The 21,065-nt window shown below is 40.5% G+C and carries 16 protein-coding genes and 1 pseudogene; 9 read left to right on the top strand and 8 right to left on the bottom strand.

The window, feature by feature from the left end; translation table 11 throughout:
• The 4 genes from QZZ43_RS09085 to QZZ43_RS09070 all read right to left on the bottom strand — a co-directional run.
• The coding region (locus tag QZZ43_RS09085) for a chloride channel protein (protein WP_291858118.1) at window positions 1-1,091 on the bottom strand (1,091 nt) is incomplete at its 3' end.
• 536 nt (window positions 1,092-1,627) lie between these two features.
• Window positions 1,628-3,088: an aminoacyl-histidine dipeptidase gene (locus QZZ43_RS09080; RefSeq protein WP_291858115.1), complete on the bottom strand. Its 1,461-nt coding sequence runs from the start codon at window positions 3,086-3,088 to the stop codon at window positions 1,628-1,630.
• Between the two features lie 157 nt (window positions 3,089-3,245).
• Window positions 3,246-4,331 carry a DUF4831 family protein gene (locus tag QZZ43_RS09075; protein ID WP_291858112.1) on the bottom strand — a complete coding sequence of 362 codons (1,086 nt, stop codon included), beginning with the start codon at window positions 4,329-4,331 and terminating at the stop codon, window positions 3,246-3,248.
• 141 nt (window positions 4,332-4,472) lie between these two features.
• Window positions 4,473-5,978: an NAD(P)H-hydrate dehydratase gene (locus tag QZZ43_RS09070; protein WP_291858109.1), complete on the bottom strand. Its 1,506-nt coding sequence runs from the start codon at window positions 5,976-5,978 to the stop codon at window positions 4,473-4,475.
• Between the two features lie 341 nt (window positions 5,979-6,319).
• Between QZZ43_RS09070 and QZZ43_RS09065 the strand changes: the two genes are divergently transcribed.
• The 6 genes from QZZ43_RS09065 (at window position 6,320) to QZZ43_RS09040 (ending at window position 12,563) form a co-directional block, all read left to right on the top strand.
• Window positions 6,320-7,876 (top strand): peptide MFS transporter, encoded by a 1,557-nt coding sequence (locus QZZ43_RS09065; protein ID WP_291858106.1) that lies wholly within the window; start codon window positions 6,320-6,322, stop codon window positions 7,874-7,876.
• Between the two features lie 387 nt (window positions 7,877-8,263).
• Entirely contained in the window at window positions 8,264-8,704 is a 441-nt protein-coding gene (locus QZZ43_RS09060) for an NfeD family protein (protein WP_291858102.1), read from the top strand.
• A 13-nt stretch (window positions 8,705-8,717) separates the two neighbouring features.
• The gene (locus tag QZZ43_RS09055) at window positions 8,718-9,557 is read left to right on the top strand and encodes an SPFH domain-containing protein (protein ID WP_291858099.1); all 840 of its coding nucleotides are present in this window, start codon (window positions 8,718-8,720) and stop codon (window positions 9,555-9,557) included.
• Window positions 9,558-10,146: 589 nt separating this feature from the next.
• Window positions 10,147-10,497 (top strand): toxin, encoded by a 351-nt coding sequence (locus QZZ43_RS09050; RefSeq protein ID WP_291858096.1) that lies wholly within the window; start codon window positions 10,147-10,149, stop codon window positions 10,495-10,497.
• Between the two features lie 5 nt (window positions 10,498-10,502).
• A complete protein-coding gene (locus QZZ43_RS09045) occupies window positions 10,503-11,510 on the top strand; it encodes a type II toxin-antitoxin system antitoxin SocA domain-containing protein (RefSeq protein ID WP_291858093.1) in 1,008 nt (335 codons plus the stop codon).
• 111 nt (window positions 11,511-11,621) lie between these two features.
• Window positions 11,622-12,563, top strand: a complete 942-nt coding sequence (locus QZZ43_RS09040) for a hypothetical protein (RefSeq protein ID WP_291858090.1) — start codon at window positions 11,622-11,624, stop codon at window positions 12,561-12,563.
• Between the two features lie 376 nt (window positions 12,564-12,939).
• Here the strand turns inward: QZZ43_RS09040 and QZZ43_RS09035 are convergent, their stop codons facing one another.
• Window positions 12,940-13,635: a LysR substrate-binding domain-containing protein gene (locus QZZ43_RS09035; protein WP_291858087.1), complete on the bottom strand. Its 696-nt coding sequence runs from the start codon at window positions 13,633-13,635 to the stop codon at window positions 12,940-12,942.
• A 12-nt stretch (window positions 13,636-13,647) separates the two neighbouring features.
• Window positions 13,648-13,821: pseudogene (locus QZZ43_RS19605) on the bottom strand (LysR family transcriptional regulator); the annotation flags it as partial.
• Window positions 13,822-13,946: 125 nt separating this feature from the next.
• On the opposite strand from QZZ43_RS19605, the gene QZZ43_RS09030 reads away from it, so the two are divergent.
• Complete coding sequence (locus QZZ43_RS09030) at window positions 13,947-14,426, top strand: hypothetical protein (protein ID WP_291858084.1); 480 nt, start codon at window positions 13,947-13,949, stop codon at window positions 14,424-14,426.
• Window positions 14,427-14,724: 298 nt separating this feature from the next.
• Here the strand turns inward: QZZ43_RS09030 and QZZ43_RS09025 are convergent, their stop codons facing one another.
• Together QZZ43_RS09025 and QZZ43_RS09020 are read right to left on the bottom strand one after the other, a co-directional pair.
• The gene (locus QZZ43_RS09025) at window positions 14,725-15,786 is read right to left on the bottom strand and encodes an endo-1,4-beta-xylanase (RefSeq protein ID WP_291858081.1); all 1,062 of its coding nucleotides are present in this window, start codon (window positions 15,784-15,786) and stop codon (window positions 14,725-14,727) included.
• Between the two features lie 203 nt (window positions 15,787-15,989).
• Window positions 15,990-17,165: an ATP-grasp domain-containing protein gene (locus QZZ43_RS09020; RefSeq protein WP_291858079.1), complete on the bottom strand. Its 1,176-nt coding sequence runs from the start codon at window positions 17,163-17,165 to the stop codon at window positions 15,990-15,992.
• Window positions 17,166-17,269: 104 nt separating this feature from the next.
• Between QZZ43_RS09020 and QZZ43_RS09015 the strand changes: the two genes are divergently transcribed.
• Both QZZ43_RS09015 and QZZ43_RS09010 read left to right on the top strand, forming a co-directional pair.
• Entirely contained in the window at window positions 17,270-18,073 is an 804-nt protein-coding gene (locus QZZ43_RS09015) for a class I SAM-dependent methyltransferase (protein ID WP_291858076.1), read from the top strand.
• 500 nt (window positions 18,074-18,573) lie between these two features.
• The gene (locus QZZ43_RS09010; protein ID WP_291858073.1) at window positions 18,574-20,925 is read left to right on the top strand and encodes a TonB-dependent receptor; all 2,352 of its coding nucleotides are present in this window, start codon (window positions 18,574-18,576) and stop codon (window positions 20,923-20,925) included.
• Window positions 20,926-21,065: the final 140 nt, after the last annotated feature.

The following is a 21,065-nucleotide window of genomic DNA, read 5'->3' as shown; positions in this document are numbered from 1 at the left end:
CTCTTCCGATCTCCTGCAAGGGTGAAATTAGACTCGGGCAGCTTTACCCATCCCATATTGTTTACCAAACGTGCCATGAAGAAGCCGGCCACTCCCCCGGTGAAAAGCGTAGGTGCAAAAATACCACCTACACCACCGCTTCCGTTGGTGGCTGCTGTGGCGAGTACTTTAAAGACAATCAGAAGCAACAGGAAGCTGAGAATGATGAGGTTGTTGTCTTTTAGTGCGTAGAAAAAGGTGTTTTCCACAATGACATCTGTATTGCCGCTAAGAAGTGCTGAGATAGTGGTGTAACCTTCACCGTATAGCGGAGGGAACAGGAAAATCAGTAAGCTGAGAATAAGTCCGCCCGTCAGTAATCGGTAAAATGGATTTTTGATTTTGGCGATTTTCTCTTCGGTGTACATACTCCCCCAGGTCATGTAAAGGGAAATGAGGCCTCCCAGAACTCCCAGTATCAAATACCAGGGCAGGTTGTTCAATAAAAAGGCATTGTCGAGATGAAAGGCAAATTCAGCAGCTTTTCCCAGGAAAAAGTATGCCAGTGTGGTGGCTGTAACGGCTGAAATCAGTAGTGGTATGATGGAAGCCATGGTCAAATCGAGCATCAGAACCTCAAGGGTGAATACCAGACCGGCAATGGGGGCTTTAAAAATTCCCGCAATGGCACCCGCAGCTCCTGCGCCAACCAAAAGTGTAATGGTTTTTTGATTCAGATGAAACATCCGCCCCAGCGAGGATCCGATGGATGCACCGGTGAGCACAATGGGGGCCTCGGCTCCTACCGAACCTCCAAATCCAATGGTGAAAGTACTTCCTATTACTGAGGTAAAAGAGTTGTGGGGTTTCAAATACCCGCCCTTGCGGGAAAAAGCATACAATATCTTGGTTATTCCGTGACTGATACTATCTTTTACCACATAGCGGGTAAACAAAACCGTTAGAAAAATACCTGCCAACGGATAAGCAAGGTAGAGCCAGTTTTGGTGTTCCAGGGTAAAGCCCTCAGTCAGAAGCTGGTGGGTGAAGTGGATGGTGTTTTTTAATATAACGGCAGCCAGACCGCTTGCCAGTCCGATGATGAACGACAAAAACAGGGTGAAGTGTTTTTGAGATACATTTTTGACCCGCCATATTAGAAAGCGTCCTAATAGTTTTGAAGCTGTTTCCATGAGGACTTCCCCGAAAAATTATTTGTGTGTAAAAAAAGGATCTGTGGTTGTCAGAAATTGAATGCTTCAGACTTTTTTGCCTGATTTTCATTTAATAGCGCTGCAAATGTATGGGTTTAAGTGATGAATTTCAAAAAAGGGATGTTAAATAGTGTTGGGGATACGGGATGGGATTTTTTAGTAATGGGGCATGGAGCAGAGAGCATGGGGCAGGGAGCTTGGGACAGAGAGCTTTGATGGTGGATAGTTGAGGGTTCCTTTTACGCTGAAGCTGGATTGTTGGCATGACCATGTCTTTTTCAATTTATATCTGGAAGGAATTATTGTTCGGTTTTTCCTTTTCATGGTGGACAAGCCCCGGCAGGGAGCTTGAGGCAGGGGGTTCCAATAAAAAAGCCCTCTTTGCTTTTGTAATGGCAGGCAAAGAAGGCTTGTTTGAGAATGTTGTAGGATGTTTATTTGGCGGGGATGTTCTCCAGCGTACTCACCAGAAAATCCCAGAATTTTTGAACGGTTTCCACATTTACTTTTTCATCGGGTGAGTGCGGAAAGTTAATGGTTGGGCCGAAAGATATCATATCCCAGTTGGGGTAGGCATTTCCCAAAATACCGCATTCCAGACCTGCATGAATGGCTTTTATTTCCGGTGTTTTGCCCCATTTTTTCTGATAAACACTTTGCATGGTTTTCAGAATTTGTGAGTCCATATTGGGTTTCCAGCCGGGATATTGACCATCGAACCACACATGGGCTCCTGCCAGTAGAAAAATGCTTTCAAGAGTGGATTCCACCTCTTCTTTAGCTGTATCCACGCTGGAACGAATGAGGGCTTTTACTTCCACCTCCTTGTTGTGTGATTTTACGATTGCCAGATTGAGTGATGTCTCTACCAGTCCGGGCATTTCTGTACTCATCCGAATTACACCATTGGGGCATCCCTGGATGGCATTGATTAGATCGTCCTGCGTCATTTCATCCATCACAAAATGAGGTGTTTCGGTCGATTCAAGTTTGAGTGAAAGATCGGGCTCCACATTTTTAAGTTCATTGGTGAAGATATTTTTATAGCCATCCACCGCCTGCTCCACCTCCTTCAGTTTGTTTTCCGGTATGGCAATTATTGCAAATGCTTCGCGCGGAATGGCGTTGCGCAGACTCCCCCCTTCAATAGTAGAGAGTCTTACCTGTTCGTGAGCCACTAAATACTTCAGTAGTCTGAAAAGCAATTTGTTGGCGTTGCCTCGTTCCAATACGATGTCCATTCCCGAGTGTCCGCCTTTCAATCCGGTAAGATTGATTTTACGGGCAACATGATTTTCAGGAAACTCCTCTTCCATATAGGTGAAAACTGCATTGGCATCAGTACCTCCGGCACATCCAACATAAAGTTCTCCTTCGTCTTCAGAGTCCATATTTATTAGAATATCACCTTTCAGAACTCCGGGCTTTAATGCATTGGCACCGGTCATGCCCGTTTCTTCGTCGATTGTAAACAGTGCCTCAATGGGCCCGTGTTTTAGGTTGTTGCTTTTGAGTATTGCCAGCGCAGCAGCCACCCCAATGCCATTGTCGGCTCCAAGAGTAGTTCCGTTGGCTTTTACCCAGCCATCTTCCTCAAATGCTTCAATGGGGTCTTTATCGAAATTGTGCTGTTTGTCACTATTTTTCTGAGGCACCATGTCCAAATGGCCCTGTAAAACAACCCCTTTAGCACTTTCCATGCCTGAGGTAGCCGGTTTTTTTATGATGACATTTCCGACTCCATCCTTAATGGTTTCCAGTCCCAGACGTTTGCCTTCCTGCTCAACAAAGTCGATAACTTTGCTTTCATTTTTGGAAGGCCGCGGTATTTTTGTCAGCTCATGAAAATAAGACCATAAAAGCTGAGGTTCTAGTTTTGAAATGTTTGTGTTCATTTTTTTATTTGTTTTAGAGGCTCTCCGAATCCCATCTGGGGACATAGAGTTCCGTGTTCTGTGTTCCGTGTTTCTAGTTCTGTGTTTCGTGTTTTCACTCCCTGACACTCAATAGCTAAGAGCCAACAGCCAACAGCTAACAGCCACGAGCTAACAGCTAGTACCTGATATTAACAATAGCTCCCGTTGCGGGATCCAGTTCCACAATGGTGCCGGGATTATCCAGCAGGGAGACGGGCAAGGTGTGCAGGGTTCCATATTGGCCAATGAGCATCTCTTCCTGAGTCAGCAGCATTGTTCGGTCAATGACTTTTACCGTAGCTTTTTGGGGCTTGCAGTAAATCATCCCGGTTCGCTCTTTTGAATTTATATGTACCTGATTGTTTTCAGTAACTTTTTCGCTAAGTACTTCAATGTAAACCGGTGTGCCTGCCATATCATCAATAGAGGTAAACCCTTTTTGAGTGGAAAACCGGAACAGAACCTGATTGGCAGATGCGCTGGCATCCGGCACAAAACGGAATGTGCGTTTTTGGGTGTCTATTTGTTTTTTTCCTTTGAAAAGTGAAAGGTATTGTTTTTCCATTCGGTCCAAACCTTCAAGGATTCTTTGGTAGGAGCCTTCATCGGGGGGCAGATTTTTAATGTCTCCCTCGAGCAGGCGTCTGCGTGAATCCCGGATGTTGTAGATTTCAGCGGCTACCTCTTCTGCAGTGGCAGCGCTGGAGGTTTTAATGAGTTGTTCTTCGGTATAAGGGATGTCATCGAAACTAAATTCTTCAGTCGAAACCTGTATGTTGTCGGCATCGGTCGACAAAGTGTTGTGTAATGAACCGGCCGCTGGTACGTTGAAGCCCAAAAGTGTCCCATCAGGGGTCAGACTCACAGCTGCTCCTGCCGGGGTACCTTCTGCAGAAATGCTAAAGAAACGGTTGCTGTCCGGAATCCCGGTGGTGTAAATGGTTGCCCCTGTAATTTCCCAGTATTCCTTGTCTTCGGCAATGATATCGGAAAGATTCAGATAACGCTCTGAATAACGATAGTATGGGCCTCGTTTTTCAATGACTTTCCGGGCTGTTACTTCAATATTTATTACCGTAGTTGGCAGATGATAATACAATTTTCCGGGGGCTGCCGTTGAATCTGCGGTGTTGAAATCGGCTTTGGAAATGGTTCTTGGGGCAGTGCAAGCCCCCAATAGAGCCAGGATGACAAGGATGGATAGATTTTTTATTTTTCCCATGATATTGTTTTTCTGCTTAATTAAATACTGATTCGGGTTCTCAAATTCAAAGTTACTAAATAAAAACAGGCTGATGGTAATGAAATAGTTCAGGATTTAGATATCCATGGTTTGGATATAGACGTTCAGAACTGATAAAAATTATTCAGTTGCCTCTTTAAAAGCAGCCTGAAGGTAGTCAATGATATCTGAGGCAATGAGTCCGTGTATTCCCTTTCTGGCTGCCATATCTCCTGCAAGTCCGTGAATGTAAACGGCCGCCCGCGCTGCATCAAAAGGAGCAATTCCTGATGCCAGCAGGCCCAGGATAATCCCTGTCAGCGTATCACCGCTTCCGGCTGTGGCCATTCCGGGATTGCCAGTTGGGTTGAAACAAACTTTCCCTTTGGGGGAGATTACTGCCGTAAAGGCACCTTTCAGAATCAGGATGATGCGATGTTTTTTGGCAAAGTCTATCGCCAGTTGCAATCGTTGAAAATCGTTTTCTGATGACCCTGCCAGTCGTTCAAACTCCCTGGGATGAGGAGTAAGAATTGTATTTTGAGGCAGCAATTCCATTATATCCTGATTTGCACTCAGAATATTTAATCCATCTGCATCGATGACCATATTCTTAATATTGGCATTTTGCAGAAGTTCTCTTAACGCTCTTTGCGTGTTGACGCGAGTGCCCAATCCGGGGCCCACGCCAATTGCGGAGAACTGTGAGAGGTCGGGATGTTCAGTAAACATCAGGTCGGAGCGGTCCACACTTATCATTGCCTCAGGAATGGCTGTTTGCAGAACTGATACTGCGCTGAGTGGAACATGCGTGGTAAGTAAGCCCACACCCGATTTGAGACAAGCTTTTGAAGCCAGTAGTGCCGCACCGGTCTTTCCATAACTGCCGGCAATAAGCAATGCGTGCCCCATGGTCCCTTTATGAGCAAATTGGTGGGGAGCGGGTATCATCCTCCTGACTTCCTTTTGTCGGGTGATTTGCCATGGAGTGGGTGTCTCCGCAATTTTTTTGTGGCTGAGTCCGATGGGCAATACTTCCCAATGGCCTGTTTGCTCCCTGTTCTCAGGAAAAAGAAAGGCCAGTTTTGGCATTTGAAACGTCAGGGTGTGCGAGGCTTTGATAATATTTTCCCGGGCGTTATGGCTGTTGTCTTCGCAGAACAGACCGGAGGGGATATCGATGGAAATGGTGCGTGAAAAGTAATTGTTGATGTAATGGACAATATTCGATGCTTTCTGGTTAAGCGGTCGGTTGAGACCGGACCCAAATAGTCCGTCGATTGCAATGGGTGGGTAGAGAGAGGGCGCCGGTAATTCTTCTTTCGAAAGGTCTGTGATGATTGCCCCGGGGATTTTTTTCAGTCTTTCAAGATTAATGGTTGCGTCGGGCGACAATTTTTCACTTCGGTAAAGATAGGTTTTTACGAATTGACCTTTTTTTATTAGCATTCTGGCAATGGCAAGGGCGTCTCCTCCATTATTCCCCGGACCTGCAAATACGCTAAACCCTGAGGCCGGAAAATGGTGTGTTATCCAGCGGAAAGCCTGGAAAGCTGCCCGTTCCATCAGGTCGATGGAAGCAATGGGTTCATGAGCGATGGTGTAGTTGTCGGTCTCGCCGGTTTGTTTTGAGGTGAGAATTTTCATGTACTATATGAGAAATAACACGTTTAACTTAGCTTACAAAATGTATTTTTGTAATAATTTGAAAAAATGGAGAAGCTTATTTGCTTCCTGAAATGTCTTATTTTTAGTTGTTTGTAAGGTTTTGTTGCGATTTTTCAAAAAACATCATTGATGTTTTTTGAAAAAAGACAAACCAAAATACCATTTTGTTTCGGTAAATTTTGATAATTTTCACAATTAGAAATATCGAAAATCTATCCGGGATTTTTGCCTGCCCGTTCTTTCGGTTCAGGGATGTTTCCAAAATGTAACAAAAATTTGAACGCAAAAACAAATAAACCTAAAATTTAAAAAGCAAAAGAATGGACACACCATCAAAAAAAGTTCCTCAAGGCCCTTTGGATATGGAGACTCCTCCTCAAAAGCATCCTCAGGGATTATGGGTTTTGTTCTTCACGGAAATGTGGGAACGATTTAGTTATTATGGTATGCGTGCGCTTCTGGTTTTGTACCTCACATCATTAATTGTAAATGGTGGATTTGCGTATGCAGAAAACCATGCTCTTGAAATTTACGGAATTTTTACAGGATTGGTTTATCTCACCCCCATTATTGGAGGAATACTGGCCGATCGGTTAATCGGGCAAAGAAAAGCCATCATAATTGGTGGAGTGATAATGGCTTTGGGACAGGCCGCTCTGGCTTATTCCGAAGCAGTTGTTAGTATGGGGGGCATTTCATCCCCCGAAGCGCTTCAGGAATTGCGTGAGTACTGGCTTTTTATCGGTCTGGGCCTTATTATTGTTGGTAATGGTTTCTTTAAACCTAATATCTCTACCATGGTGGGGCGTCTCTATGCTGATGGAGACCCACGTAAGGATTCAGCGTTTACCATTTTCTATATGGGTATTAACCTGGGAGCCTTTTTGGCACCTCTGGTAGCCGGATATCTGGGTGAGTCTATTGGCTGGTCCTGGGGGTTTGGCTCCGTGGCCGTTGGTATGTTTTTAGGAACAGGATGGTTTTGGGCACAGGAAAAGAAACTGGGGACTATTGGTTTTGGCCCCAGCCGGACCTTTAAAGACGATAATGTCAGAATGAATGGTCGTGACTGGCTCGACATAGGGGTCTGGATATTGGGTATTATTGCTTTTATCTACCTTTTTGTTAAGGTCTGGTGGACACTGCCGGATTCAACAATGGATTGGATCATTCGCGGAACTGCCATTATTGCCATATCCGCCATCGCGTATCTGATTATTAAAAACACAACCGGAAAAGACCAGTGGAGTAGAATGGCGGCTATTTTGGTATTCTGCTTCTTTAATGTTTTCTTCTGGTCAGGGTTTGAGCAGGCAGGTGGAACTTTTAATCTTTTTGCGCGTGATATGACCGACCGTATGTTGGGAAGTTTTGAGATTAAAGCCTCCTGGTTCCAGTCTGTAAACGCAATTATGATTGTTGGTCTGGCTCCGGTATTTTCAATCTTGTGGGTGTGGCTTGGACGACGCAATCCCAACACTCCCGTGAAGTTTGGTCTCGGTTTGCTTTTGCTGTCTCTCGGTTTTGTAATTATGTTTGCTGCCGATACCAAAGCAACGGCTACCAACCTGGTTAGCCCCTTATGGCTGGTGGGTGTTTATCTGTTGCATACAATGGGTGAGCTTTGTCTCAGTCCTATTGGGTTGAGTATGATTAGTAAACTGTCGCCTCCCAAAATTACTTCGTTGATGATGGGACTTTGGTTTGCATCTATTGCTCTTGCCAATTATCTGGCCGGAGCCCTCAGGAGTATTCTGGAAACATATTTGCCCGATATGAATCTGTTCCTCTTCCTGGTAATGACTTCAGGATCGGCTGCATTGCTGATGTTTGCTATCTCACCATGGCTGAAAAAGCTGATGAGAGGACTTGATTAAGAGAATCTGATTTTCTGATATAGAGAGCCTGAAAATCTGCGAAAGCGGGTTTTCAGGCTTTTTTTGTTCCGTTTGGGCGATTAAGGGTTTCACCCGGAGTGAAGCCTTAAATAGTTAAGCGATAGTTGTTCAAAGTTTGGTTTTTCGACCAGTTAATGTATTTTGTTCAATCCTTTTAGTAAATTCGGAAGATGTATTTCTGAGACTGCATCCTGGGAGGTGTTCATATAAAAACAGAAGACGAGAGCACCCGAAGGTGTCCCGCCTTAAATGTTTTCACAACGGAGTGGTTCATAGTAAAATGCATTCGCAATTTCCCCTGATGTATTTATATTATGTAATGTCACAATTATCAACAGAGAATTTCGCCACTAAATAAAAAAAAATATGGAAATATTGGGAATGACAATTAATGAGATTTTAATAGTATCAGCAATAATTTTGATACTTGTAGATATTTTCTTCGCTTCGGACTTTCCTACTCATTTAGCGTATATAATAGGGACTTTTGCCATTGCTAAAGAAATTGATATGCCAATTCTATATCAAATTCTTTTTGGAGTATTAATATGGATGGTTCTTGTTGTTTTTCATTATACAATTTGGCGAAAAATTATAGAAAAAATCAATGATAAATTAGTTGCACCAAGTAAACACATAGGGGGGCTTGAGGGATTTATCGGCAAGGAAGGTATCATAAAGGAAGTTGAAGGTGATAAGTATATTTTCATAAATGATGAAATTTATCAGTTTGAAACCGAAAAAGAAATTGCAATTGGAAATAAGTATATAGTTTTAAATGTTAAATCAAATAAATTAATTATTTAAAAGAATAAAAATTATGGCTTTAATTTACACGATTCCACAGAACCATGTTGTTTTAATTAAAAGATTTGGTAAACATTCAAGAGTACAGAGAGATGGACTAAGATTTAAATTACCATTTATTGAAAGTATTAAGAAAGTTTATGAATGGGAAGGAGTTGCTAATAAGAATGGATATTTTATTGAATTGTCAGAACAACAAACTGATACACCACCAAGACAATGTCAAACTCAGGACAATGTGACCATTGATGCGAATGCTTCAATATATTGGCGAATAACTGACCCCGTAAAGGCATTGTATGATATTGATATTTTACCAAAATCGATTGCAGATATTGCATTGAATGCGTTAAGGTCAAATATTGGTAAAATAAAATTGGATCAAGTACTGTCTGAACGTCAAAATTTGAATCAGAGAATTGCCGCTCAGTTAGTTGAGACTGCATCAAAATGGGGAGTTACATTCACAAGAGTAGAAATTCAGGAAATAAACTATTCGAGTGAAACTGCTGAAGCAATGATGCAGGAGATGACTGCTGAAAGAAGAAAACGGGCATTAATTGCAGAAGCAGATGGCGAAGCATCTGCAAAAGTTACGAGAGCGAACGCTGAGGCCAATGCAACGCTGATTAGAGCACAAGCACAAGCCGAAGCAATGAAAATAATTGCTGATGCAGAGAGTACTTATATTTCCAGGTTGAAAGAGAACACAAGTTCGGAAATTGCCGGTCAAATAATTTTATCTCAAAAATATATTGACGGGATGAAAATAATATCAAATAATGCAGGAGATAAGGTTTTCTTGCCAAATAGTTTTCAAGGAATGTTTGAGATTTCAACGAACAACAAGTAAGGAAATCCTACAATTAACGTAGGCTCCAATTTTAAGCGTATGTTAGCTACGCTTAATTGGAGGTTAAGTGTTGCAATTTTATTGACTATGTATTTTTGAAATGTCAGAACAATAAAAATGAGTTAAGAAACAAATGACTGGCTGCAATGGCGTGTGAAAGACCGGGATAGTTAAGTGATTGAGGTTTTTATTGTTCCTGACCTATTTTGGTAAAGGCCGTCAGTGACGATCCCATCAATCCCCCAATATTTTATTTAGGTGCTTGTTTTGGTTAAGTTAAAAAAAAGATTAGCAGATAAATACAGTGTTTTTAAAACTAAAATGAGAAAGAATTTAGCTTCTTGACAGGAACGTACCAGCGTACAAGAGCAACAGTGTGGCTGTCCTACCTTGCAACCTTCCCTTGCACCCAGGCATATACTTTTTTTGCCAACTTGTATGCAATGATTTCAGTAAATTGACAGGAGGTTTAATTCATGGAGAAACAATTATAAAGTTTGATTTATTGGTTGATATCATTAAAAAACAAATCTTAAAGTTGAATAATGTAGAAAACTAAACGTATCTTTACACCGAATTCAATTTATACATGGCATCAAAACAAGAAGTTGAAACATACTTAAAGGAACTAAAGGTGAAAATGGATATTTTCGGAATACTGTTTTTTGATGATCGTGGCAAGAATCAACAAACGCTTCACGATTTAGAAATTTCACCTGCCAAACGTAAAGAAATTATAAGTTCGTTAAAAGCAGAAGATTATTCGCAAGGCCCTTTAGACGAAAAAATGCATGGCATATTGCCTATGTGGGTTTTTGGTAAGCAAGTAAAAAAGAAAGAAGTGTATATCAAAGTAAGTATGGGAAATGAAAACAACAGAGTGGTTTGTATTTCATTTCATATTGCCGAATACTCTATGAATTATCCATTTTTAAAATAAACATCATGAAAAGTCCATTTACAGGTAAAGAAATGAGCATTGTAAATGAGTGGAGAACCATGAGTTTTCGCAAAGACGAATTCAAGGTGTTATTTCATTCGTACAAATGCGAAGATACAGGCGAACAATTTGAGGATGATGCATTTGCCCAATTGAATTACAATCAATTAGTAAATCAATACAGGGTAAAATACAACATCCCATTTCCTGAACAAATTATTTCAATTCGGGAAAAATACAATCTTTCGGCAGCAAAAATGTCCGAGATATTAGGTTTTGGCACTAATGGATATCGGCACTATGAAGGTGGTGAGGTTCCAAACCAATCAAACGCCAAATTAATCCAGTTAGCTGACGACCCGCATGAGTTTAAAAAATTGGTTAATTACTGCACAACACTTGACCAGAAATTTATTGAAAAGACACATAAAACAATTGATATCTTATTGGAAGAAGAAAAGAAGAACCAATTTGAAAAACAATTGGAATATTACTTCTTTGGCACTTGCCTTCCCAATAGTTTAACAGGATATAAAACACCTGATTTTAGGAAATTTTCTGAAATGGTTGTGTTTTTCACCCAAAAGCTTGAACCTTGGAAAACTAAGTTGAACAAACTGTTATTTTATGCTGACTTTATCATGCACAAACAATCAGGTTTTTCGATGAGTGGTGTTCTGTATAGGGCGATTCCAATGGGGCCTGTACCCAATAATTTCAACAGTATTTTTGAATATATAGCCAATAAAGGCGAAATAGACATCTATTATGCCAGTTTTGCCGATGGTGGCACGGGAGAGCAATTTAAGCCGAATCCAAACAAGACTTTTGAAGAGGAATTGTTTACTGAAAATGAATTAAAAATATTAGAGTCGGTTGCAGAAAGATTTAAAAAAACATCGACCAACGAGATAATTGAAATCAGTCATAAAGAAAAAGCCTGGATTGATAATCATACAGAAAGAAAGCTAATTGATTATAATTATAGTTTCGAATTAAACTCAGACTTCTGACGCACACCGTTCTTTCGTTCACAGGCAATTGCCTCAAATTTGGCGTCGGCAGTCAGTGATAACGGAAGTTATCCGCTACATTTTATACGAATGCTTGTGGTGTCCAAACTTATGAAAACAATGAAAAGCATTAATAATAAGACATATTGGATAATATATTGTTTTCAAATTGGATTAAGTTTACTAATCTTATTTGGTATGCTTGTGTTGACCATTTTGTTTATTCCGGAATCAACATTTGCAATGTCAATGCTAATGTTGTTTTATGGAGGTTTTTTGTTTTTTTATTTTAGAACTCATCCGTTAAAACAAGATATTGAGGTTCTGAAAAGTGGGATTCAATTAACAAATAAGAAAGAACGGATAGTGATTAAATGGAGCGATATAAAGGAAATAAATTTCCAAAGTCGGGATGGTGTCATGAGATTAAGGGCTATCCAAATTATTAGAAACTCAGGAACCAAAGCTATTCTAATTCACTATCCTTTGTATAAAAACTCTATCCGGATTTCTCAAGTAATAAAAAAAGGATTGGATTCATTTAACCGGCAAGAAGATTTTGACCTAAATTCTTTTACTCCACTTTCTTTGGAGCGAATTCAAAGAAATGAAACAAGATTTGAAGAATTCAGTTTTATTTCAAGAATGCCAATATTTTCACTTCGCACTTATTTCCCAATAATAGGATTCGCTCTTATTTATATCTTTCTTTTAGCAACAAACGACCAAGCAAGAGGAGTGTCTGTAATCGTACTTCTTGGACTTTTAATTACATCACTTGCCTTTATAGCCATGGCGAAAGTTGGCGTATCTGAAAATTATCTGAGAGTTGAGAATTATTACTTCCCCTGGGGAAAAACCTTTAGATTAAATGAGATTAAAGAAATCATTATTGAAAGACCCAGAACCAAATCACCTATAAATATTAGAATAATTTTAATAGATGATAATAGCAAATCTTTTCCGGTTGATAATTTCCTCCAGAAAGATTGGAGAAAACTTGAAAGTGTTCTTGAGAAAAAAGGATTAAAAATTATCAACACGACTAGGTGAATAAAAGAGCCAAAAGGGCCATAACAAAACTTTAATATGTCAATGGTGGGGACCAAGCTGACCTCCTAAAATCGGAGAGATTTCACTTCAAATTAAGATGAAAAAAAAACTGTCATTCCGGCGGATGTTGACCCCCTTTTGAGATAGATTTTCGTTGATTATTCCGCAGCATGTTGACCCCCTAAAGTTATCGATACATTGGATTTCCGATCTTTAGCGGTCAAAAATATGAACACAAAAAGAATAGATGATGGCCGGAAGCTTAAAGCCATTGAATACTATGGAGTTACAGTATTAAGGTGAGATAAATAAAAAGCTCGAGCGTATCTTACGTATTAGCCCAGGTGCATTCCCACACCCAATATGCTCTATCCCATCAGAGACCTTTCGATAAATATGAAATAAAATGGTTGATGTATTCCGGATGTTTTGAAGATTTTAGAATTGCTGCATAGTGAGGTCTGTAAAACCCATTCCGATTAATCCTCTTGAATGAAACAGCATCAGAGTCTAAATAAGGTTGAATTGACCATTTTGACATAACTGCTACACCATAATTTATTTTGATTAATTCAATGGTCGCTTCGGTGAGTGGGAGTTCCGAAATTTTGATTGGTTCAATACCTTTTGGCTTTAAAATCTGCTCATAGAAAACAACTGAATTGAGGGGCTTTGAGTGAATTATTAAATGTTCATCTCTAAAATCTTTGGCAATTAAAAACTGTTTCTTGTTGAATTTATGTTGTTTTGAGAAAACTGCCACTAATTCATCATCAAAGAGAAATTTATACTCGATATTCTTATTCTCAATTGGGGATACGACGATGGAAACATCAATCTTTCCTTTGATTATCTCGTTAATGGGATTTGAAGAATTTTCCAAAACGATATCAATGTGAATATTGGGATAATGCGTTTTAAAGGATTGCAAAAGTTTGGGGAGCCAATGATAGCTTGTTGTACAGGCCGCACTCAACCTTAAAGAGCCATTGTTTAGTTTGTTTATATCTTTTAGATTTGATTCTAGTCTGTTAATCTCTGACAGGATTTTGCCGGAGGCCTCATAAACCATCCTACCTGCAGGAGTTAGATTTAGTTTGCGGTTTGAGCGAGTGAAAAACCGGATGCCCTTTTGGTCTTCAATTACTTTTAACTGGTGACTAAGAGCGGATTGTGTCAGATTTAATACCTGAGCAGCTCTTGTGATACTTCCACAATCAACAATTGTCGAAATAAGTTTGACATATTTGAAATCCATAAAACAAATATAATTAATCTAATTTGTTTAAATCCATGAATATTTCTCATGTTTTTGATGAGAACATTTCGCTTTTTTACTATTTGTCAAATCCATAGTTTTGAATGAATTAAAAAACAAGAAGCATGGAGAAAATTCAACGAATCAAACGAGCATCCCAACAAACTGAAGAATTGATTTCGAATTGGGAAAATATTTTAATGAATTTGACAGAGGAGCAAATCACCGTTAATAGAAACAGCCAAAACAGGAATATAAAGCAAATTTTGGGACACTTGGTTGATTCTTCTGTTAATAACCATCATCGCATTGTTCGGTTACAATATTTAAAGCGACTATATTTTCCGGATTATCAACCGGACAACGACACATGGATTCATATTCAGAATTATGAAAATGCCGATTGGGTTAATTTAGTTCAGTTCTGGAAACTTTACGGTTTTCATCTTTCGTACATAATGAGTCAGGTGAATGAAAAGGATTTGAACAATCTTTGGACGGATGGTTTCATAAAACCTGTTTCATTAGAAGATATTATCATCGGGTTTCCTGAACATCTTAAATTACATTTGAATGAAATACATGAATTGATGAAAATGAAATAAGGAGCATTTCCACCATAATGGTCAAAAAGATTTGGATTTTTTGTGGTTGACTGAAGTTTTCTGCTTCGTATCAGATTTTGTAACGACAGAATTAAGAAACACCTGATTATTCCGCTATTCTCATTAGTGTGCTGTCAGACTTTTGCAAATCCCCTTTTTGACAACAACCTTTTACTTATTGGAGGGTGTACGGGATTACTTATTTGTTCGCACAAAAATCGGCATTTCCTTACAGTTCTTTCTAAATCAAAAAAGGCCCCACTAACCGTGAAGCCTTTTTGAATATTATTGCTGTATTTTATTTGGAATTACCCAATCCCTTCATATAACCGTGATAAGCCGGTTTGGGGTCCATGTTTTCGTCGAAGAGGCATGGCCAGTCATTCAGATTAAAGAACGAAGGAATCCAGGAATGTTTGTCGCTGAAACCCCATACAGTCATTCCATAACGCTGCTCTGCCGGTACATTTCGAATGTATGCTTCAGCAAGCCATTGGTATTTTTCGGCCTGGGCCTGGAGCATTTCTTCGGTTAGTTCGTCGTAAATCTGTATTCCGCCACCGGGGGTATCGTCATGTTTGTTAAAGATGATGTCAATTTCCGAAAGATGGATTTGCAAACCGGTTTCAGCAGCTTTTTTTAGTGCATATTCCACGGTTTCTTCGTCGGTATCCATCCTGATGTGCATTTGGAAACCAATTCCTGAGATGGGTACATCCTGAGCTTTGAGTTTATCCACCATTCGCAGCATAGCATGCAGTTTTACGGTGTCCCGCTCAATATTGAAATCATTGTAAAACAGGACTGCTTCTGGATCGGCCTGATGAGCCAGTTCAAATGCACGGGCAATATAGCCTTCGCCCATGGTTTCGTACCAGATAGATTCTCTGTATGTTCCGGTGCTGTCCAAAAGTGCCTCATTAACCACATCCCATCCGGCAACTTTTCCTTTGTAACGACTGCCGTAAGTAAGGATGTACTCTTCCATGATTTGATCAAGCTTAGCACTGTCAGGAGCCATTTCGTTTATCCAGCGGGGCGTCCCCGAGTGCCAGATGAAGGCGTGGCCATGCAGGCGGAGTTGATTTTGTTGTGCATAATCTACCACATCATCCACGTGGTCCCAGGTGTAATCACTTTCTGACTGATGAACAGCATACATTTTCATGCTGTTTTCCAGGGTGATGCTGTTAAAATCTTTTGCTACAATGGCTTGCATTGCGCTGTCGTTGATTATTTGATGAGCCCGGATGGCTGTTCCCACAGGGAATGAGGCATTCTCTTTGAGTCCGGAGGGGGTTTGTGTCGGCTGACAAGCAAGCAGAATAAGGGAAGGCAGGAATAGAAAAAGTTTTTTCATAACAAAGTAGTTTGTGTTTCACGGATAAAATAATGGCGGGGAGGGAAGTATGTTAAGTTTGTACGGGAAAAAATTGAATGGGTTCCGAATTAATACAAAACAACTTTGTTTTTAGGCTCACCTGCAAAGGTCGGTCTGCAGCAGCTTGAAGATATTTATTTTGGACAGGTTTTCTTATATGGTTCAAGTATTAAAAATTGTCTCTAGCGAGTTTTCATTATAAGAAACTCCTTAAGATCGGATTTGAGAATATCCTCCAGCATTTTTCTGTTTTTATAGCTGGTTCGAGCAAACTGAAACGCAAAAACACCATGCTTTTTGTAATCGATTTTCCTTAATTCCAATGGCTCCTCAAAATAGTTTTGGAACTTCAGGTAATCGATTTTCCTGATTTTTTCTGCCGGAATGTCACCGGGCAAATCAGCAACTACCATGCTGAAGATGTCATCGTTTTTATCTTTCAGAATGTTTTTCCAGTCGGGCTGTTTTTGCTCAAAGAAATATTCATAAACATTAATGCCAAATGCATACCAGGCAATATCGGTCACACACCATCCGGCAAATCGCATGGGGTTTACTTCTATGGGAACTATGTTGTTTTTAGAATCTACTCTGAACTCAATGTGCATGGGGAAACCACGTAACTCAATAAGGTCGCCCATCTTGCTCAGGAACCGTGTGAATGATTCAAGGTGGTCTTCGATGATTTGTTTTGAGGTGATGTAAACCCTGTCGCTTACGTCTTCGGCCGAAGAAAATAAATGTTTCAGGATGTTCAGGACCACAGGTTTTCCGGCCCGGTCGTAATAGACATCTACCGCAAATTCATCGCCCGGAATAATTTCTTCAAGAATAAAAGTGGAGACGTTAATTACTTCGCCCGGGAAGTTGCGGCCCAGAGAATCGATTTCAGATTTTAGCTTAGCCACCACTTTTACCCATTCTGCAGCATCGTTTACTACATGCACTCCAATGCTGAAAAAACCTACTGAAGGCTTGATGATGAAGGGGTAGGGCAGTTCTCCGTGGAATATCTTTTCCAAATCATCAAAACTTACCTCTCTGAAGAAGAAGTTCGGATACATGGCCTTTATCAGTCTTCTGAATTTTACTTTGTCCTTAAAATTCGATATCAGTTCTGGCAGTGGGGTGAAATCCAGGTTTCGGCTGATCCATTCAATGGAATTTTCGGAGTTGGTGTAAACCAATGGGAAATCTTTCCCTTTTATGGCCTCAGCAAAAGCATGGTCATCCAGGAACGGGAGATCTTCTCTGAGGTTTAATTCTTCAGATGCCTTGTTTTTAAGAACCGGATAGTTATTTTTTAAGATAGTGTCTTCCAGAATTTGGGAGACGTATGGATGATCGAGTATTATCATTGTTTGCAATTTTAGAAGAAGGGCAAAGATAACTGCTATTCCTTAAAAAAATGTATTTTTGGAGATGTTGAAAGTCAGGAGTGCTCTCAAAAAATGTTTTTTCTATGAGAAAAGGGTCGATTTCCAATTTTTTAAGACAGTTAAGGTTGATATATTTTGCAGACTGGATGCGCTATTTTTATCAGAGATTCAAAAACCGGAAAATTAATCGGTTATTCAGGTTGGAAAATCCAGGGGTTAAACTTCCGCCCGATTATTTGATATACGAATCATTCCAGATTAATTATCACAAGTACTTTACCGAAAGCATTGAATCTGCCCGTTGGGTTGTGGATAAAATCCGTAAACATAAGACTCTTGAATCGGGGAATATTTTAGATTGGGGGTGTGGCCCGGGACGCATTATTCGTCATCTTCCTGGTTTGTTGGGTGATAACTGGTATTGTTATGGAACCGACTACAACTCAAAAAGCATATCTTGGTGCAGCAAAAACCTGCAGGGAATTGAATTTAATAACAATGCTCTGGAGGCACAGTTGCCCTATCCCAACGATTTCTTTGATGCCATTTACGGACTTTCTATTTTCACACATCTATCTTCCCGGATGCATCAGGAATGGTTTGAAGAACTCCACCGTGTTCTGAAGCCCGGAGGTGTAATGTTGGTTACTACACATGGGGCCAATTTTAAAGAGAAACTTACTTCACGGGAATGCCAGCAATTCGAGGCAGGAGAGTTAATTGTCCGTGGCAAAGTGAAAGAAGGTCACCGGACTTATTCTGCTTTTCAGCCTTCTGCATTTATGGAAAAACTATTCGCAAAGGTGGATGTTCTGGAGCATGAGGTACCTGTTCCTGAAAAAGGAAGATGGTTGCCACAGGATGTCTGGATTGTTCGGAAAAAATGAGGATTGTTCATGCGTCAACACATCGGTAAACCTTTGCGAATTCCTGAAAAAGGCCTATTTATTCATGATTGCACGGTGCTTGTAACTCCCAGATAATGAGGTTTTTGAGCCCCCCATCGAATCCGTAGCTATACCAAAGTGTTATCTTGCAACAAGGTTTTTTTTTACGGATTCTACAACCGTATAAAAAAATTTTTTTAAGCAGGATGGAACTTGCGATTCTTTTTTACACCTAAGTTGAGCGGAATTCCTCCGATTGGCTCTCATTGACAAGCAAAGCGTAAGAGCCAGGCGAACACTTGATTGAAGGAATTTTGCTTGCCTCCAAATTTGTGACAACTTTTTTTGTAAACAGAACGGCGGAGCCGAAGGATAAATAAAAGCTCCATTCTTGTTTTATCAGGTTTTTTCGTTGGCTTATGGAAGTTTCTGTTGGCTTCAATGGGCAATCTTTTTATTTTTGACTTCTAAAAAAAACTAATAACCTAAGGAAGTTTTTTATGAAAATCAGAGTTGTATTCTTTTTTCTCTTTTGTATAAATATTATTGTCCTTTCTCAAAAACCTACCCAAACCCTGAGGGGGGTAGTTCAGGATGCTTCAACCCGGGAAACTCTGCCGGGAGCCAATATTGTTATCAGAGAATCTGAGCAAGGGACTATTACGGATATGGATGGGAGGTTTTTATTTTCAGAAGTTGCTGTTGGCCGATATACTTTAGAGGCTCGTTTTGTGGGATATGAGCCCGTTGTTATTCCTGAAATTGTTGTGGGCTCGGCCAAGGAGATTGTATTGGAAATAAAGATGGAGGAGCGAATTGCTGAGCTGGATGAGGTGGTTATCAGATCTTCTTTACGTAAGGATCAACCTCAAAATAGTATGGCAATGATTAGTGCACGTACTTTCTCGGTGGAGGAAGCCCGGAGATATGCAGGAACGCTGGACGATCCTGCTCGCATGGCAGGAAATTTTGCAGGAGTTACCACTGCCGGGCTTAATGTTAATGCTATTGTAGTGCGGGGTAATGCGCCTAAAGGGTTGTTGTGGCGACTTGAGGGGATCGATATTCCGGTTCCAAGTCATTTTGCCGGAGGAAATGTTGCCGGGGGAGGTGCATTATCCATATTTAGCAGTCAGGTTTTGGCTAATTCCGATTTCTACACTGGGGCATTTCCTGCCGAGTATGGAAATGCTACCGCGGGAGTTTTTGATATGAAATTGCGGAAAGGAAATAATCGAAAATATGAACACAGTTTTCAGGTTGGGGTTCAAGGTGTGGAGATAGCTTCTGAGGGGCCTTTTAGTATAGGAGGGCAGGGTTCATTTTTGTTTAATTACCGATATTCAACCATGGCTCTGGTGTTTCAATTTTTGCCTGAAACCAGTGATGGCAATGAGATTCCGGTTTATCAGGATTTGTCCTTTAATCTGAATATGCCTTCGGGTAATTTGGGAACTCTTTCGTTGTGGGGCGTTGGCGGACTAAGTGAGACTACATCCAAAGGATATGATGACCCGGAAAAATGGGAATCGCCTGAAAACCGCGAACGAATGAGTTTTCAATACAATATGGGGGCAGGTGGTATTACTCATCAGAAAACCATTTCTGATAAATCATTTATTCGAACAACCCTGGCATCTGGAATAAGTCTGCAGTTAAACAAGGAGAAAATCAGACTTGATGAAAACAATCCGGACTTTCTAACTCCAAAGAATAAGGGGAAAAATTTGGAAGGAAAGGTAACTATTGCCTCCGTTTTTAACCATAAAGTAAATACACAACTTTCGTGGAAGGCGGGCATTGATGCCAATAGTCTTTTTTATAATCTTAAAGGGGAGGTCAGAGATATGGGCTCCGGGAACTATGAAGAGTTTCTAAACGGAGAGGGAAATACTATGTTACTCCAGGCCCATGGACAAGGAAAGTATCAGCTTTCTGATAAACTTACTTTTACCGGAGGGGTTAATGTTTCCTGGCTGCGGATAAATGATGAAACTTTGTTGACTCCCAGATTTTCTTTCGCCTGGAAAGCGCATCCGGAGCATCGGTTCTCTTTGGGCTACGGAAAACACAGTCAGACCGAACCATTGTTTGTCTATTTCGTGGAACGTGAGGACTCCCAAGGTGTTGTTTTGCCAAATGAGAGACTGGAACGCTCCAAAGCACATCATTTTGTGTTGGGTTACGACTGGTCTCCTTCCGGAAATTTCAGGCTGAAGGTAGAACCTTACTATCAAAGGTTGTATGATGTGCCGGTGGTGGCAGGAAGTGCTTATTCTATGATCAATTTCAAGAATGACTGGTCGTTTGATAAGGAGCTGGTTAACCGGGGTACGGGAACCAATCTGGGGCTTGATCTTACTATTGAGCGATTTCTGCATGAGGGATTATATTACATGGTGAGTAGTTCTTTGTATGATTCCAAATATGTAGGGGGCGACGGGGTCGAACGGCGTAGCCGTTACGACGGCGGGTATGTGGTTAATGTGCTGGGTGGAAAAGAGTGGACTATCAGGCAAAAGAATCTGTTTGGCTTGAATCTGAGAATGACTGCTATGGGACCTCACTGGTATCATCCGGTTGACGAGGCGGCCTCTCATGTTTCAGGAGATATTGTGTACGACGAAACTGCAGGTTTTTCAGACAGGTATTCCGATTTGGAGATCTATACAGATTTAACAATCACATACCGGATAAACGGAAAGAGCTCCTCTTCCATACTTGCCCTGCAAGTGAAGAATTTAATAGGAAAACAGTATCAGGGCAAAACCTATAACCTTAAGAGCCAGTCCATCGAGGATGAGTTTTTTACCAGTGCAATTCCTTTCATTAGTTATAAAATTGAATTTTAATTTTTTTTGATTGCCTGTAAATGGGCTGGACTGTCGCGTGGCTTTGGGTTCAATAAATTTTGGAATCGTTTGATTTTAAGGTCTTTGTTGACAGTTTTAATGGTTTTTCTTATTTTTACGTAAATGCTTAAGCATTAATG

Source organism: Marinilabilia sp. (assembly GCF_016278715.1).
GTDB lineage: Bacteria > Bacteroidota > Bacteroidia > Bacteroidales > Marinilabiliaceae > Marinilabilia.
The sequence above is the reverse complement of the archived record's forward strand: the minus strand, read 5'-3'. Positions and strand labels throughout refer to the sequence as shown.